This window comes from Amycolatopsis sp. (assembly GCF_035276945.1).
Lineage (GTDB): Bacteria > Actinomycetota > Actinomycetes > Mycobacteriales > Pseudonocardiaceae > Amycolatopsis_E.
Genome location: NZ_DATELF010000109.1, coordinates 67007 through 82355 on the forward strand (window position 1 = coordinate 67007; position 15349 = coordinate 82355).

Sequence of the window (15349 nt, forward strand, 5' to 3'; positions counted from 1 at the left end):
AGATCTTCCCGGCCGGGCTCCGCATTACATGGTGGTTTCCACCTCTGGCCAAAAGTCGCGGTAGGCGGGGACGCCGCCTACCGACACCGCGGACAGTAGTCCGTGAACCAGTGTTCGCGCGAACACCCGCGCCGCGGCCGCGCACAACGTGTCGAGGGCGACCGCCCGCGCCAACTCGTCGGATGGTAGCTCCTTGGCACCGGTGGCCAGGGCGAAAACGGTGTCCCCGTCGAACATCGTGTGCGCCGGGCGGACGGCGCGAGCCAGCCCGTCCTGCGCGGCCACGGTGAGCCGGCGGCATTCCGCCTTGGTCAGCGCCGCGTCCACGGCGACCACGCCGACCGTGGTGTTGAGGACCGCCCCGTCCCGGGCGGGCACCTCTCCCGGCCGGGACGGCCAGGCCACGCCGAAATCGCCCTCATCCGCCGCGAACGGCGTCCCGGTGTCGAACCTGACCGCCTCCCCCGCCGCGTTCAGCACCGCGAGACCCCCGACCGTGAACCCGTCCACGATCTCGCCGGCGGTGCCGACCCCGCCCTTGAGCGACCCGGCCCTGGCGCCCGCGCCGGCCCCGACCGAGCCCTGCTCGACGGGTCCCGAAGACGCGGCTTCACAGGCGGCATAACCGAAATCCGCGTCCGGCCGGTTCCCCCAGTCACCGCGCGGCAGGTCGAAGATCACCGCGGCGGGCACGATCGGGACCACCTCATGCGGCGCCGGGCCGACCCGGAACCCGTGGTGGCGCTCGGAAAGCCAGCGCATCACCCCATCCGCGGCCGCCAGCCCGTAGGCGCTGCCGCCGGACAGGCAGATCGCGTTGACCCGCTGGACCAGGTTCTCGGGTTCCAGCAGGTTGGTCTCGCGCGTGCCGGGCGCCCCGCCGCGCTGGTCGACCGCGCCCGTCGCGCCCTCGGGCACGAGCACCACCGTGGTTCCGGTCGCCCAGCCCGAGCCGACGCGATGATGATGGCCGACGAGCATGCCGGCGACATCGGTGATGCGGCCGGGCTCCGGGCGGCTCATCCGGCGAGGGCCTGGACCAGGCTTTCCTGCACCCAGGTCAGCCAGTGGTACACGCCGAGATGCGGGGAACGGGGGTCGTCCTCGGACAGTTCGTCGGGCATGTCCTCGGTGACGTCGAGCGCCGTGCCCAGCGCCAGCCGCACGTCGTTGAGCGCCGACAACCACGCATCGGCCTGCTCGAAGGTCAGCCGGATGTCCCCGCCGTCACGCGGCAAGGTCTCCATCACCACGGCCGCCACGCCGACCTTCGCCTCGACCAGTTCGGGCTCGTGCAGCGAGCGCAACACCGCCGCCGAGTCGAGGTCCTCCTTGCTCGGGTTGTCCGGGTCGAGCCGGTGGTAGTCCGGCAACAGCCGGGACAGCACGGGGTCGTTGGGCGACTCCGAAGGCCCGGTGCGGATTCCGGTCAACTCGGCCAGCGGGTCCTGGGGAGCCTCTTCGGCACGCGCCCGCAACATGTCCTCCAGCTGGCTCACCAGGCCCCGCAACACCGCGGCCTCCTGCTGGTCGAAGCCTGCCAGGATCCTGCCGCCACGCTTGCGCCAGCCTCTCACGAGGAGTGCTCCATGGTCGCCCACAGCCCCGCCGCGTGCAGTTTCGTCACGTCGGCCTCGACCTTCTCCTTGGACCCGGAGGACACGATCGCCCGTCCCTTGTGGTGCACGTCGAGCATCAGTTTCGTAGCGTGGTCACGGCTGTATCCGAACAGCTTCTGGAATACGTAGGTCACGTAGGACATCAGGTTGACCGGGTCGTTCCAGACGACGGTCTGCCACGGTATGTCCTCTGCACCGAGGTCGGCCCCGGCTGGATCAACCTGCGTCTGTTCGGCTTCGACAGGCGTGGTCATGCGAACCATGGTGTCACGGATCCGATACGCGGTGGACCAGTGGGCGGCCCGATCGGGTGATTCGTAGGCTGATGCCATGGGTCTGGAGGAAACACCCGGCAGCACCGCCCTGCTCACCGATCACTACGAGCTGACCATGCTCGGCAGTGCGCTGGCCGACGGCACCGGTGACCGGCCCTGCGCGTTCGAGGTGTTCGCCCGCAGGCTGCCCGACGGGCGACGCTACGGCGTCGTGGCCGGCACCAACCGGGTGCTCGACGCGCTCGCCGATTTCCGGTTCACCGAAGCCGAAATCGACCAGCTGTCCGCCACCGCGGTGGTCGACGACGACACGCTGTCCTGGCTCGCGGACTACCGCTTCGGCGGTGACCTCGACGGTTACGCCGAGGGTGAGCTGTACTTTCCCGGGTCGCCGATCCTGACCGTGCGCGCCAGTTTCGCCGAGGCCGTGGTGCTCGAGACCCTGGTGCTGTCCATCCTCAACCACGACAGCGCGGTCGCTTCGGCCGCCGCCAGGATGTCCGCGGCCGCGCACGGCAGGCCGATCATCGAGATGGGTGGCCGCCGCACCCACGAATACGCCGCGGTCGCCGCGGCCCGCGCCGCCTACCTGGCCGGTTTCGCCACCACCTCCAACCTGGAGGCGGGCCGCCGCTACGGCATTCCCACCCGCGGCACGGTGGCCCACGCCTTCATGTTGCTGCACGACAGCGAAGAGGACGCGTTCCGCGCGCAGGTGTCGAAGATGGGCCCGGACACCACGTTGCTGGTGGATACTTACGACATCACCAAGGGCATCGAGACCGCCGTCCGGGTTGCCGGTCCCGAGCTCGGCGCGATCCGGATCGACTCCGGCGACGTCGGCGTGCTCGCCCGCAAGGCGCGCGAGCAGCTCGACGCCCTTGGCGCGCGCGACACCCGGATCATGGTGTCCGGTGACCTCGACGAGCACGCGATCGCCGCGCTGCGCGCCGAACCGGTGGACGCCTACGGGGTCGGGACCTCGGTGGTCACCGGCTCGGGCGCGCCGACCGCGGGCATGGTCTACAAGCTGGTGGAGGTCGACGGCCGTCCGGTCGCGAAGCGCAGCGAGAACAAGGCCTCCCGCGGCGGGCAGAAGGCCGCGCTGCGCAGGCACAAGCCGACGGGCACCGCGCTGGAAGAAGTCGTCTACCCGACCGCGAACCCGCCGGAGCCCGGTGAGCACGACCACCCGCTGCAGATCCCGCTGATGCGCGGTGGGCAGCCGGTGGACAGCCTGCCCACGCTCGACGACGGCCGCGCCCACCTCCGCCGCGGCCTGGTGAGCCTACCCTGGGAAGGCCTCAAGCTGTCCCACGGCGAACCCGCTATCCCCACTGTGTTCCTTTAGTTTCGTCAGCGTTCTTGAGGAGAAGGCAAGATGAGTACCGCGCTGATCGTGGTCGACGTACAGAACGACTTCTGCGAGGGCGGCTCGCTGGCGGTCACCGGCGGGGCCGACACCGCCGCGAAGATCACCGAATTCCTGGGCCAGGGCGGGTACGACCATGTGGTCGCGACCCGCGACTACCACATCGACCCTGGCGCGCATTTCAGCGACAACCCCGATTACGTGACCTCGTGGCCGCGGCACTGTGAACCCGGTACCGCGGGCGCGTCGTTCCATCCCGCGCTCGACATCGGGCCGATCTCCGCGGTGTTCTCCAAGGGCCAGTACAGCGACGGGTACTCGGGCTTCGAGGGACAGCGCGACTCGGGTGAGCAACTCGCCGACTGGTTACGGGCCCACGACGTGACGGACGTGGACGTGGTCGGCATCGCCACCGACTACTGCGTCCGCGCGACCTCGCTGGACGCCGCGAGGGCCGGTTTCTCGGTCCGGGTCCTGCTGGACTACACCGCCGGGGTGGCCCAGCCCACCGTGGACAAGGCCCTCGACGATCTGCGAACCGCCGGGGTGGAACTCACCGGCACCCCGAGGGTGGGCTGATGCGCTCGCCCCAGGAGGCCCCGATGAGCGAAAATGGCGAAGCCCCGCTCATCAGGGCCGACCGGGTGCGGATGCCCCGCAGAACACAGGAGGCCCGATGAGCGACAATCGCGAAGCCCCGCTCATCAGGGCCGACCGGGTACGGGTGTCCCGCAGGATACCGCGAAAGCACAACATCCGGTTCCGTGAGCGGCTGGCGGCGACCAAGGTGATCGCCATTTTGCGCGCCGACGACACCGAGTATTTCGCCGACGCGGCCCACGTGCTCCACGACTCCGGGATTCCGGTGCTCGAGGCGGCGCTGACCACCCCGGGCGCACTCGACGCGATCGGCCTCATGCAGGCCGAACTCGGCCCGGACTGCATGATCGGCGCGGGCAGCGTCCGCACTCCGTCCGATGTGGACGTCGCCGTGCTGGCCGGTGCCGACTTCCTGGTCACACCGACCTGTTCACCCGAGGTGCTGGAGCGGGCACAGGCCTACGCGGTGCCGGTGGTCTGTGGCGCGCTCACCCCGACCGAGATCGACACCGCGTGGCGCCGGGGCGCGGCGGCGGTCAAGGTGTTCCCGGTGGCCCAGGTCGGCGGGCCGGACTACATCAGTGCCGTCCGCGCGCCGCTGCCGGAGATCCCGCTGGTGCCGACCGGCGGGGTCGCGCTGTCCGATGTGGACGCTTACCTCGGCGCGGGCGCGTTCGCCGTCGCCGCCGCGTCGCCGCTGACCGGGGACGCCCTGTGCGGCGGGAGCCTGGACGCACTGGCCGCCCGGGGCGCCCAGTTCGCCGCGCTCGCCGGGAAATACGTTTGAATCAAAGCGATCGATAAGCGGCCCGGAACACCCGGACGCCTTCCGCCGACGAGCCGGTCGAGAGAACATGAGTAATGAAGTTCCGGGCGACCGTGCAGCTCAACGGCAAGACCGCCACCGGCATCCCCGTCCCGCCCGAACTCGTGGCGGGCCTCGGCGCGGGCAAGAAACCGCCGGTCCAGGTCACCGTCAACGGCCACACCTACCGCAGCAGCATCGCCACGATGGGCGGGCAGTACCTCATCAGCCTCAGCGCGGAGAACCGCGCCAAGGCCGGTGTCGCGGCAGGCGACGAGATCGAGGTCGAGCTGGCACTCGACACCGCACCCCGCGAGGTCAGCGCGCCCGCCGACCTCGCCGAGGCGCTGGATTCGGATCGCGAGGCGAAACGATTCTTCGAAAGCCTTTCCTACAGTAACCGGCGCCGAGTCGTGGAGCCGATCGAGGGCGCCAAGGCCGCGGAGACCCGGAAGCGGCGGATCGCCAAGGCCGTGGAAACCCTTCACGCCGGCAAGGTGCCCTGACGGCTCACCACTCGTCGGGGTTGCACGCGACGGTACCGACGAAGATGTCGCCACTCGCGGGGCCGCCCTGCGGGAACAGCCTGATGTGGACGGGGTGGCTGGTCAGGCTGCCGTCCGGCGGGTTGGGGGTGATCAGTTCGTTCAGCACCACCGCGGCGATCGGCGGGGAGGACGGGGTCGGGCCGGGAATGGTCACCGTGTAGTTGGCCGGGATGTTCGAGGGCACGCTCACCCCGCTTACCCCGCCGAGCTGGATCTGGCCGCGGCTACCGTTCTCCGTCGTGTCGCAGGACGCCTTGAACGTCTTGACCTTGATCGCCGGGCCGCCGTAGGGGGCCAGCACGGTGGTTTCGAAGCGCTCGCCCGACACGCTGACGCTCGCCGTGCTGTCCGCGTTGCGCTTACAACTCGTCGTGGCCGACCCGAATCTGGTCCGCGTGCCGACGACGAGCGGGGACGAGCTGCTGGTGGCCGTCGTGCCGACCGCGCAGGGCGCGATGGGGTCCTGGTGCGTGATCTGGCCACCAGTGGTGAGGTCGACCGCGCCCGCGGAACCGGAGCCGGTCGCGTTCGGCGTGTCGGCCAGCGCCGGAATCGGGACAGCGGCCAGGCAGAACGCGGTGACCAAGATCTTGTTGACCCTGCGCAAGGGCCTGCTCCTTTCGACGGTGAGATGGGCGAAAACCCTCCTCGCCATCGGCAACCCGCGTCGTCACCCGTACCCCGGCCACCCCACATCACCCGGTCGTGTCAGGCCACCCGCGCTCGGCGGCAAGACCGTCGGTGGGTGGCGGTACCGTTGCCCGCATGCCCGCCCCCGCTCACCTACCCGGCATCAACGAGCTGCTGACGCACGCAGTCGAGGCGCTTGGCGGTGCGGAGCGCCCGGGCCAGGTCGAGATGGCCGAGGCGGTGGGCAGGGCCCTCCGTACCGGAGAACACCTGGCCGTCCAGGCAGGCACGGGCACCGGGAAGTCCCTGGCGTACCTGGTGCCCGCCATCCGGCACGCGGTGCAGAAGGACACGACCGTCGTGGTCTCCACGGCGACCATCGCGCTCCAGCGCCAGCTCGTCGACCGCGACCTGCCGCGGCTGGCGAAGGCGCTGAAGAAACCCCTTGGCCGTGAGCCGACCTTCGCGATCCTCAAGGGCCGCCGCAACTACCTGTGCCTGCACCGGCTGGATACCGGCGCGCCCGAGGAACCCGAGGATCCCGGCCTGTTCGACCCGTTCGCCGTCTCGCGGCTCGGCAAGGAGGTCACCCGGCTGCGGGAATGGTCGTCCGAAACCGAGACCGGCGACCGCGACGAGCTCGTGCCCGGCGTGTCCGAGCAGGCCTGGCGGCAGGTCTCGGTGACGGCCAGGGAATGCCTCGGGGTGTCCCGCTGCCCGGTCGGCACCGACTGCTTCGCCGAGCAGGCCCGGGCCGAGGCGGGCCGGGCCGATGTGGTGGTCACCAACCACGCGCTGCTCGCGATCGACGCGCTGCAGGGCTACCAGGTGCTGCCCGAGCACGATCTGGTCATCATCGACGAGGCCCACGAACTCGTCGACAGGGTCACCTCGGTGGCCACCGGGGAGCTGACCAGCGCGACGGTCGCGATCGCCGTCCGCCGGTGCGGCAAGCTCATCGACGGCGCGGTCGCCGACCGGCTGCAGGAGGCGGGCGAGGGCTTGGCGATCGTTCTCGAGGACCTGCCTCCGGGGCGGCTGGACGCACTGCCGAAGGCGCTGGAGGGCGTGGTCAAGACGGTCCGCGACGGCGCGCATGCCTGCCTCACCGCGCTCGGTTCGGACCGCAAGGAGGACGTCAACGAGGCCACCGCGCGCAAGCTGGCGCGCTCGCAGGTCGAGGAGGTGCACGACACCGCCACCCGGCTGCTGGAAGCCTTCGACGAGGACACGGCCCACCAGCGCGACGTCGTCTGGCTTTCGGCCGACCGGTTCGGCGCGGGCAACCGGCCGCCGGCCCTGCACATCGCCCCGCTGTCGGTGTCGGGTTTGCTGCGCGAGCGGCTGTTCGCGATGACCACCACTGTGCTGACCTCGGCCACGCTTTGCCTGGGCGGCGCCTTCGACGCGCTCGCCCGGCAGTGGGGACTGCCGCCGTCCCAGCCCAAGGCGGAGAAGGCCGGCGAACGAGCCGGGGCCACGGCTGTCGACAAGGCACCCCCGGCCGACGACGACGAACTGACCTGGAGCGGCCTGGACGTCGGCTCCCCGTTCGACCACCGCAGCAACGGAATCCTCTATGTCGCCAAACATCTGCCCCCGCCCGGCCGGGACGGCCTCGGCAAGTCCACTTTGGACGAGATCGCCGAGCTGATCGAGGCCGCCGGCGGGCGGACCCTGGGCCTGTTCTCGTCGATGCGCGCGGCGAAGCAGGCGGCCCAGGAGCTGCGAGAGGCCGTCTCGTACCCGATTCTCTGCCAGGGCGAGGACGCCACCGCGCTGCTGGTCCGCAAATTCGCCGAAGACGCGCGCACCTGCCTGTTCGGCACGCTCTCGCTCTGGCAGGGCGTCGACGTGCCGGGTCCTTCGCTGCAACTGGTGATCGTCGACCGGATCCCGTTCCCGCGCCCGGACGATCCGGTGTCCTCGGCCCGGCAACGCGCGGTCGAAGCCCGTGGTGGCAACGGTTTCCTCACCGTGGCCGCGACGCACGCGGCGCTGCTGCTGGCCCAGGGCACGGGCCGGCTGCACCGGTCGGTCGCCGACAAGGGCGTGGTGGCGGTACTCGACTCGCGGCTGGCGACCGCGCGGTACGGCGGGTTCCTGCGGGCCTCGCTCCCCCCGTTCTGGCCGACCACCGATCCGGAAGTCACCAGGGCGGCCCTGCGCAGGCTCGACGCCTCAGCGGCCGGTGGCGGCAACCCCTGACCACGAACCCGCAAACCCCCGCGTCGTGGCGCTCCTCGCCGCGGCGCTACGGTGAGAACCAAGCGTCAGGACATAAGGAGCGCTGTTGTCTCAGGAGCTGCCGCAAGCGAGGTCTCGTTCGGTCAGCGTGGACGACACCGGGGTTCGCCGGCAGCTCGCCGACGGCAGCGAGGAGTCGGTCACCTGGGCGGAACTGTCCAGCGTGGTGATCAGAGTGATTCCCGAAGGGCCGTGGCAGGAGGACGTGTTCCTCATGCTGGCCGGCGCGAACGGCAACGGCACCGCGATCCCCAGCGGCGACCCGGCGGCGGATGCCGTGATCGAACGGCTGCAAACCCTGCCCGGCTTCGACAACGACAAGTTCGTCGAAGCCATGACCACCGACGCGGACGAAGCCTACGTCGTCTGGAAAGCCGGAAGCACCAGCAACTAAAGCCACTGCGCCAAGACGGTGACGGTGCCGGGATCGACCTCGGTGAAACCCGCGTCCCGCACGGCGACCACCCGGCGGGACCGCCAGGCGCCGGCCGGATCGTCGCCGGGGTGGAGCTGCTTCCACTGCGCGACACTCGGCGTCCGCACCGCGCAGGCATAGCCGCGCCCGGCCCAGGACGCCAGCTCGGCGGGTCCGAGCAGCGAAGCGAGGATCATGGTCGCGTGCCCCACCTGCGCGGCCGCCTTCCCGACGGTCATCCCGACTTCGGGGTTGAGCAGCAGCGGCGGGACATCCTGGGGCGCCGGACCTGGCTCGTCCGGCGGAAGATCACTGCCGGAGATCTGCAGCCGGGCGAGATCCCTGGGCATGTCCACCACCCGGCTGGGCACGAGTGCCCGCACCTGCGCGCCCCCAACCGTCACCGTGACGCCCGCAAACCGCTGCACCGCCTCCCAGTGGGCCCCCCGAGCGCGACGGGCGACCTTGCGGATGTGGCCGGAGACCCACCTCCGCACCGCGTCGTGCCATTCGCCACCGGGCTGCGCACGTTCGTCCAGGCAGACCGCGAGCGACGCCGTCGCCGCGGACTCGAGCAGCGCCGTCCGGCCCGGCGGCTCCGCCTTCTCCAGGCGCAGCACGAGCGGCATGGCGCGAACCTCTTCGGGCGCCGCCTCGGGCAGCGCGGTTTCCTCCGCGGGCAAGCCGAGCCAGTAGGCGTAGCGGGCCGCGAGGGGGGCCAGAACGCTCATTTGCGTGCGAGCGGGCGGCCTTCCGCCGCGTCCGCCGCCTCCACTTCGGCGCGCGTCACGCCGAGCACGAACAGCACGGCGTCGAGGTACGGGTGCGACAGCGCGGTGTCCGCGACCTCCCTCAGCGCGGGCTTGGCGTTGAAGGCGACGCCCATCCCGGCGGCTCGCAGCATGTCGATGTCGTTCGCCCCGTCGCCCACCGCGACGCACTGGGCGAGCGGCACACCGTAGTCGGCGGCGAACCGGCGCAGCGCGGTCGCCTTGCCCTCGCGGTCGACGATTTCGCCGACCACCCGGCCGGTGAGCCTGGCGTCCACGATCTCCAGTTCGTTGGCGGCGGCGAAGTCGAGGCCGAGATCGTCGACGATCTTGTCGATGATCCTGGTGAACCCGCCGGAAACCACCCCGCACCGGAACCCGAGCCGCTTGAGCGTGCGCACCGTGGTCCGTGCGCCCGGCGTCAGCATGATCGACGCCGCGACCTCGTCCAGCACCGACTCCGGCAGGCCCACCAGCAGTGCCACCCGGCGTTGGAGGGACTCGGTGAAGTTCAGCTCACCGCGCATGGCCAGGTCCGTGATCTCGCGTACTTTCGGTTCCACACCGGCGTAGGCGGCAAGCATCTCGATGACCTCGCCCTGCACCAGCGTGGAGTCCACGTCGAACACGATCAGCCGCTTGGCCCGGCGCGCCAGGCCTGCCCGCTCGATCGCGATGTCGAGCCCGCCGCTGGAGGCGACTTCGGCGAGCACGGACCGGAGTTCGGCGTCGGCCCGCTCGGTGTCCCGCGCGACCGACAGGTGGATCTCCAGGCCGGTGACCGGGTAGTCGGCGATGCGCCGGATCGCGTCGATGTTCGCGCCCAGCACGGCGATCCGGCGGGCCACGTCGGTGAACGCGCGGGCGGTCAGCGGCCGGCCGAGGATCACCGCGACATGGCTGGACCCCTGCCTGCCCGGAGCCAGCGGATCCTCGCCGATGGCGTCGCCGATCCGCACCTCGACATGCATGGACACCGAAGCCATCGCCTGCTCGACGGCTTCCTGCAGGGCCTCCGGGTCGCTCTCGACCCCGACCAGCACGCCCAGCACGAGCTGACCGCGGATCACCACCTGCTCGACGTCCAGCATTTCCACGCCGTGCCGGGTGAGCGCGGCGAAGAGCACCGAAGTGACACCCGGCTTGTCCGGGCCGGTAGTCGTGACGAGAACGGGCGTCATGCCTCTCTCCCTGCCGCGCGTGACCGCGAAGCCGGGCGACAGCCAGGCAACCGGTTCACTGTTCGCCCGCGTTGTCCTTGTCGTGGCTACCCGGGATGACCGCCTCGGTAAGCACCTGCGAAGGCGCCTTGGCACCGCCGTGCACCTTCGACTTGCCGGTGAAGGTGATCTCGCCTTCGGTGTGTATCCGCTCGACCATGTGCGGGTAGTGCAGCTCGAACGCGGGCCGCTCGGACCGGATCCGCGGCAGCTCGGTGAAGTTGTGCCGCGGCGGCGGGCACGAGGTGGCCCATTCCAGCGAGTTGCCGTAACCCCACGGGTCGTCGACCGTCACGAGCTCGCCGTACCGGTAGCTCTTGAACACGTTGTAGATGAACGGCAGCGTGGACGCGCCCAGGATGTACGCGCCGATCGTGGAGATCGTGTTCAGCGTGGTGAACCCGTCGGTGCCCAGGTAGTCCGCGTACCGGCGCGGCATACCCTCCGCGCCCAGCCAGTGCTGCACGAGGAAGGTCCCGTGGAAGCCGATGAAGGTGGTCCAGAAGTGGAGCTTGCCCAGCTTCTCGTCCATCATCCGGCCGGTGATCTTCGGGAACCAGAAGTAGATCCCCGCGAAGGTCGCGAACACGATCGTGCCGTAGAGCACGTAGTGGAAGTGCGCCACCACGAAGTAGCTGTCCGACACGTGGAAGTCGATCGACGGCGCGGCGAGCAGGATGCCGGTCAGCCCGCCGAAGAGGAAGGTGACCAGGAAGCCGACCGAGAAGATCATCGGCGTCTCGAAGCTCAGCTGCCCCTTCCACATCGTGCCGATCCAGTTGAAGAACTTCACCCCGGTGGGCACGGCGATCAGGAAGGTCATGAACGAGAAGAACGGCAGTAGCACCGCACCGGTGGCGTACATGTGGTGCGCCCACACCGCCACGGAGAGTGCCGCGATGCCCAGCGTCGCGAAGACCAGCCCCTTGTAGCCGAACACCGGCTTGCGCGAGAACACCGGAATGATCTCGGAGACGATGCCGAAGAACGGTAGCGCGACGATGTAGACCTCGGGGTGGCCGAAGAACCAGAACAGGTGCTGCCACAGGATCACCCCGCCGTTGGCGGGGTCGAACAGGTGCGCGCCCAGGTGCCGGTCGGCGAGCAGGCCCATCAGCGCGGCGGTGAGGATCGGGAACGCCAGCAGCACCAGGATGGACGTGACCAGGATGTTCCAGGTGAAGATCGGCATCCGGAACATGGTCATGCCCGGCGCGCGCAGGCAGACGATCGTGGTGATCATGTTGACCGCGCCGAGGATGGTGCCCAGACCACTGACCACCAGGCCGGTGAGCCACATGTCGGCGCCCACGCCCGGCGAGTGGATGGCGTCGGACAGCGGCGTGTAGGCGAACCAGCCGAAGTCGGCCGCGCCGCCCGGGGTGAGGAAGCCGGAAACGGTGATGAGGCCGCCGAACAGGTAGAGCCAGTAGGAGAAGGCGTTCAGCCGTGGGAACGCCACGTCCGGCGAGCCGATCTGCAGCGGCATGACGAAGTTCGCGAAGCCGAACAGGATCGGCGTCGCGTACAGCAGCAGCATGATCGTGCCGTGCATGGTGAACAGCTGGTTGTACTGCTCGTTGGACAGGAACTGCTGTCCGGGACGGGCGAGCTCGGTCCGGATCAGCATCGCCATCGCTCCGCCCACCATGAAGAAGGCGAACGAGGTGACCAGGTACATGATGCCGATCTGCTTGTGGTCCGTCGTGCGGAACAACCGCAGCAGGAACGAACCCTTCACCGTCTCCCGCGCCGGGTAAGGACGCGTGGCGATCGGCTGAGGGGCTACGGCTGTCACTCCTGCCTCCAAGACTTCGTGGTGGGCACCGGCCGATCGGATCGTATCCCTCACCACCGACAGGGTCGCGCACCGCCCGGGAGGATCCCGTGGCGGACGACGGCCGTGTGAGCGCGGGCGTGGCCGCCGCGATCGAGGCGGGGCACCGGCCTGGCCTGGCCCCGCGACGAGCCGCGACCGCTCGCCCTGAAGGCGAATGCGCTGGTCAGACTGGGTCCGGCGGCGGCGAGAGCGCCCGTGACGGCCCTGCTCACCGCCTGGCACGGCTGGGCGGCTGAGCCGCGAAGTGGCGCTTTCGACGGTTCCGGCCGAGCGGCGATGAGAGGACGCCGACCACGTTTCGGCGGCGGTTTTCCGGTCACTGTCCGGTCTTCACTGTCCGGTCTTCACTGTCCGGTCTTCACTGTGTGGTCTTTTCTTCACTGTGTGGTCTTTCACACTTCACGGCTTCAGGGCCGCGCCCGGGGAGGTGGCCGCTTCGCCGGCGACCGCGCCGCGCTCGCCGGGTATCCCGGAAATGTCGGTGGTGCCCGCTAGCGTCCGCGTCATGGAAACCCACGACTACCTCGCCGCGCTCCGCCGCGATGGTGCGCGCCTGGCCGAAGCCGCGACCGATCTCGCCCGCGCGGTCCCGTCCTGCCCGGAATGGGACGTCGCCGAGTTGGTCTGGCACACCGGCGAGGTGCACTCCTTCTGGCGCGAAATCGCCACGGGCGGCACACCGGACGGCTACACGCTCCCGGAGCGCCCGTCGAATCCTGGCCTGCTGCCGTGGTTCACCGAGGGTGTCGAAGCGACGGCGGCGCTGCTGGAGAAGCTCGACCCGGAACAGCCGGCGTGGAGCTGGGCCGCCCAGCGGAATGTCCGTTTCATCCAGCGGCGCATGGCCCAGGAGACGGCGGTGCACTGCTGGGACGCGCTGGCCGCGGCGGGCCGGGACGAGCCGGTGGAACGCGGACTCGCCGCGGACGGCATCGACGAGTTCCTGACGTTCTTCCTGCCGGAGGCCGCGCCGGAGCACATCGACGTGCATCTGCATGCCACGGACGCCTCCGGTGAATGGCTGATCCGCGCTGGAGCCGAGGGCTGGCGGATCGGCCACGAACACGCCAAGGCCGCGGTGGCGGTCCGGGGCACGGCCTCGGACCTGCTGCTTCTCCTCTGGCGTCGCAAACGCCCCGTCGCGCTGGAAACCTTCGGCGATACCGGGATGTTGGAGGTGTTCCTGGCCGCCGCCGAACTGGCCTAACCAAGCCCCTGCGCCGCCGCCTCCGGCACTTCGGCGGGGAAACGCCGCTCCCACCAGTCCAGGATCGCCGACGAGAGCGCGTCGGGGGCTTCGAGCGGAGTGATGTGGCCGGCGCCGGGGACGATCACGAGTTCGGCATCCGGCAGCGCGTCCGCCATCGTGCGGGCGGAGTCCGGCGGAGTCAGCGAGTCCCGCTCTCCCACCACGACCAGCGCGGGCACGCCGGTCCGGGCGAGGACGTCGAACGAGTCCGGCCGGGCCGCCATCGCACGTTGTGCCCACGCCACCCCGGATGGCGGCTGGGAGTTGATCAGGTCACGAGCGGTCCGGACCACGTCGTCCGGCGCGTCCTGGGCGAGGATGTTCGGCAGCAGCGAATCCGCGAGCCAGTCCAGGGTCCCCTCGGAATCGGCCCGCGCGGCGACGGCGAGCCGGTTCTGCGCCACCTCCGGCGTGTCGGCCGTCGCCTTCGTGTCGATCAGCACGAGACCGCCGGTACGTTCCGGAGCCATCCTCAGCACGGCCATCGCCAAATAGCCACCCAGCGAACACCCGCCGAGCACGACCCGGTCGAGCTCCAGCTTGTCCAGCAAGGCGAGCACGTCCCGCGCCGCGTCTTCCAGGCTGGGTTCCCGGTCGGTCCGCGGCAGCGGGGTACGCCCCAGACCGCGCTGGTCCGGCGTGATCAACCGCACCCGCGCGGCCAGCGGCCGCCGGACGGGATTCCACATCCGCGCGTCGAACGGGAAGGCGTGCAACAGGATCAGCGGAAAATGGGCCATACGGCCATTGTGCCGAGCACGGCGCCCGGCCACCCGGCCGAACCGGCCGCGTGCGGCCAATGACGGCCCCGATCCGCCGAGCGGCGGCATTTCGCGAACCACGGAATCGGCGGGCGGCGGTGTTTTCGCGGTGGCCGCACACGACGGCGGTGGCCGACGACGGCCCGCGTACGGCGGTTACCGTGGCCCCGTGCCTCGACGGAACCGGTCCAGCCGCCGCAGCCGCGGCCACTCCGACCCACCCGGCGCCGGAGTGGTCACCGGCTGGGCCCGGTCGGAGTCCGCTCCGGACGGTGAGTGGCTCGTCCGCCCAGTGCCGGGAGCGCACGCGGCGAAGGTCTACCGCTGCCCGGGTTGTGATCAGGAAATCCGCCCGGGCACCCCCCACCTGGTCGCCTGGCCGGCCGACGAGACCGGCTCGGTCGCAGACCGCCGGCACTGGCACCGAGCATGCTGGGAGGCCCGCCAGCGCCGCGGCCCCACCCGCCGCCGCTGACCATTCGCCACGCCCCCCGAACTCACCCGCCACCAAAGCCCAACTCGCACGCCACCAAGCCCGACTCGCACGCCACCAAGCCCGACTCGCACGTCGCCAAAGCCCGACTCGCACGTCGCCAAAGCCCAACTCGCGCACCACCAAAGCCCAACTCGCGCACCACCAAAGCCCAACTCGCACGCCACCAAAGCCCAACTCGCACGCCACCAAAGCCCAACTCGCACGCCACCAAAGCCCAACTCGCACGCCACCAAAGCCCAACTCGCGCACCACCAAAGCCGGACTCACGCGACACCAAAGCCCAACTCGCGCGCCACCAAAGCCCAACTCGCGCACCACCAAAGCCCAACTCACGTGTCGCCAAAGCCCGACTCGCGCGCCACCAAAGCCCGACTCGCGCGTCACGAAAGTCCGACTCGCGCGCCGCGGAAGGTGAGGGCGACCAGGAAGGTCAGGGACGCGATGACGGCGGAGGCGACGAAGGCGGTGGTCATGCCGGTTACCAGGATGTGGGGCGCGGGAC

Annotated in this window: 16 protein-coding genes; 8 read left to right on the forward strand and 8 right to left on the reverse strand. The window is 70.3% G+C overall.

Annotated features, from left to right (window positions below):
- Window positions 1–24 precede the first annotated feature (24 nt).
- From VJT49_RS19530 to clpS, 3 genes are read right to left on the reverse strand one after another with little or no spacing between them, the layout of a single operon-like run.
- On the reverse strand, window positions 25–1023 hold the full coding sequence (locus VJT49_RS19530; protein WP_324166287.1) for a P1 family peptidase: 999 nt from the start codon (window positions 1021–1023) through the stop codon (window positions 25–27).
- A complete protein-coding gene (locus VJT49_RS19535) occupies window positions 1020–1577 on the reverse strand; it encodes a DUF2017 domain-containing protein (RefSeq protein WP_324166288.1) in 558 nt (185 codons plus the stop codon). Before VJT49_RS19535 ends, VJT49_RS19530 begins: the two co-directional genes overlap by 4 nt.
- Window positions 1574–1873: an ATP-dependent Clp protease adapter ClpS gene (clpS, locus tag VJT49_RS19540; protein ID WP_324166289.1), complete on the reverse strand. Its 300-nt coding sequence runs from the start codon at window positions 1871–1873 to the stop codon at window positions 1574–1576. The genes VJT49_RS19535 and clpS overlap by 4 nt, the downstream gene beginning before the upstream one ends.
- Window positions 1874–1949: 76 nt before the next feature.
- On the opposite strand from clpS, the gene VJT49_RS19545 reads away from it, so the two are divergent.
- The 4 genes from VJT49_RS19545 to VJT49_RS19560 all read left to right on the forward strand — a co-directional run bounded on the left by VJT49_RS19545 (window position 1950) and on the right by VJT49_RS19560 (window position 5177).
- Window positions 1950–3245, forward strand: coding sequence for a nicotinate phosphoribosyltransferase (locus VJT49_RS19545; protein WP_324166290.1), 1296 nt, complete (start codon window positions 1950–1952; stop codon window positions 3243–3245).
- A 30-nt stretch (window positions 3246–3275) separates the two neighbouring features.
- On the forward strand, window positions 3276–3845 hold the full coding sequence (locus VJT49_RS19550) for a nicotinamidase (RefSeq protein ID WP_324166291.1): 570 nt from the start codon (window positions 3276–3278) through the stop codon (window positions 3843–3845).
- A 97-nt stretch (window positions 3846–3942) separates the two neighbouring features.
- Window positions 3943–4653, forward strand: a complete 711-nt coding sequence (locus VJT49_RS19555) for a bifunctional 4-hydroxy-2-oxoglutarate aldolase/2-dehydro-3-deoxy-phosphogluconate aldolase (protein WP_324166292.1) — start codon at window positions 3943–3945, stop codon at window positions 4651–4653.
- 74 nt (window positions 4654–4727) lie between these two features.
- Entirely contained in the window at window positions 4728–5177 is a 450-nt protein-coding gene (locus VJT49_RS19560; RefSeq protein WP_324166294.1) for a YdeI/OmpD-associated family protein, read from the forward strand.
- Between the two features lie 4 nt (window positions 5178–5181).
- Here the strand turns inward: VJT49_RS19560 and VJT49_RS19565 are convergent, their stop codons facing one another.
- Window positions 5182–5826, reverse strand: a complete 645-nt coding sequence (locus VJT49_RS19565) for a choice-of-anchor P family protein (RefSeq protein WP_324166295.1) — start codon at window positions 5824–5826, stop codon at window positions 5182–5184.
- 158 nt (window positions 5827–5984) lie between these two features.
- Between VJT49_RS19565 and VJT49_RS19570 the strand changes: the two genes are divergently transcribed.
- Window positions 5985–8057 carry an ATP-dependent DNA helicase gene (locus VJT49_RS19570; protein ID WP_324166296.1) on the forward strand — a complete coding sequence of 691 codons (2073 nt, stop codon included), beginning with the start codon at window positions 5985–5987 and terminating at the stop codon, window positions 8055–8057.
- Between the two features lie 85 nt (window positions 8058–8142).
- Window positions 8143–8490, forward strand: a complete 348-nt coding sequence (locus tag VJT49_RS19575) for a hypothetical protein (protein ID WP_324166297.1) — start codon at window positions 8143–8145, stop codon at window positions 8488–8490.
- Here the strand turns inward: VJT49_RS19575 and VJT49_RS19580 are convergent.
- From VJT49_RS19580 to ctaD, 3 genes are read right to left on the reverse strand one after another with little or no spacing between them, the layout of a single operon-like run.
- Window positions 8487–9242, reverse strand: coding sequence for an aminoacyl-tRNA hydrolase (locus tag VJT49_RS19580; protein ID WP_324166298.1), 756 nt, complete (start codon window positions 9240–9242; stop codon window positions 8487–8489). The genes VJT49_RS19575 and VJT49_RS19580 overlap by 4 nt on opposite strands.
- Window positions 9239–10462 (reverse strand): phosphoserine phosphatase SerB, encoded by a 1224-nt coding sequence (serB, locus tag VJT49_RS19585; protein ID WP_324166299.1) that lies wholly within the window; start codon window positions 10460–10462, stop codon window positions 9239–9241. The genes VJT49_RS19580 and serB overlap by 4 nt, the downstream gene beginning before the upstream one ends.
- A gap of 55 nt (window positions 10463–10517) precedes the next feature.
- Entirely contained in the window at window positions 10518–12299 is a 1782-nt protein-coding gene (ctaD, locus tag VJT49_RS19590) for a cytochrome c oxidase subunit I (RefSeq protein ID WP_324166300.1), read from the reverse strand.
- A gap of 547 nt (window positions 12300–12846) precedes the next feature.
- Here ctaD and VJT49_RS19595 point away from each other — a divergent pair.
- On the forward strand, window positions 12847–13548 hold the full coding sequence (locus VJT49_RS19595) for a maleylpyruvate isomerase family mycothiol-dependent enzyme (protein ID WP_324166301.1): 702 nt from the start codon (window positions 12847–12849) through the stop codon (window positions 13546–13548).
- Here VJT49_RS19595 and VJT49_RS19600 read toward each other — a convergent pair.
- The gene (locus VJT49_RS19600; RefSeq protein ID WP_324166302.1) at window positions 13545–14330 is read right to left on the reverse strand and encodes an alpha/beta fold hydrolase; all 786 of its coding nucleotides are present in this window, start codon (window positions 14328–14330) and stop codon (window positions 13545–13547) included. The genes VJT49_RS19595 and VJT49_RS19600 overlap by 4 nt on opposite strands.
- Window positions 14331–14520: 190 nt before the next feature.
- Between VJT49_RS19600 and VJT49_RS19605 the strand changes: the two genes are divergently transcribed.
- Window positions 14521–14826, forward strand: a complete 306-nt coding sequence (locus VJT49_RS19605) for a hypothetical protein (RefSeq protein WP_414636034.1) — start codon at window positions 14521–14523, stop codon at window positions 14824–14826.
- Window positions 14827–15349 lie beyond the last annotated feature (523 nt).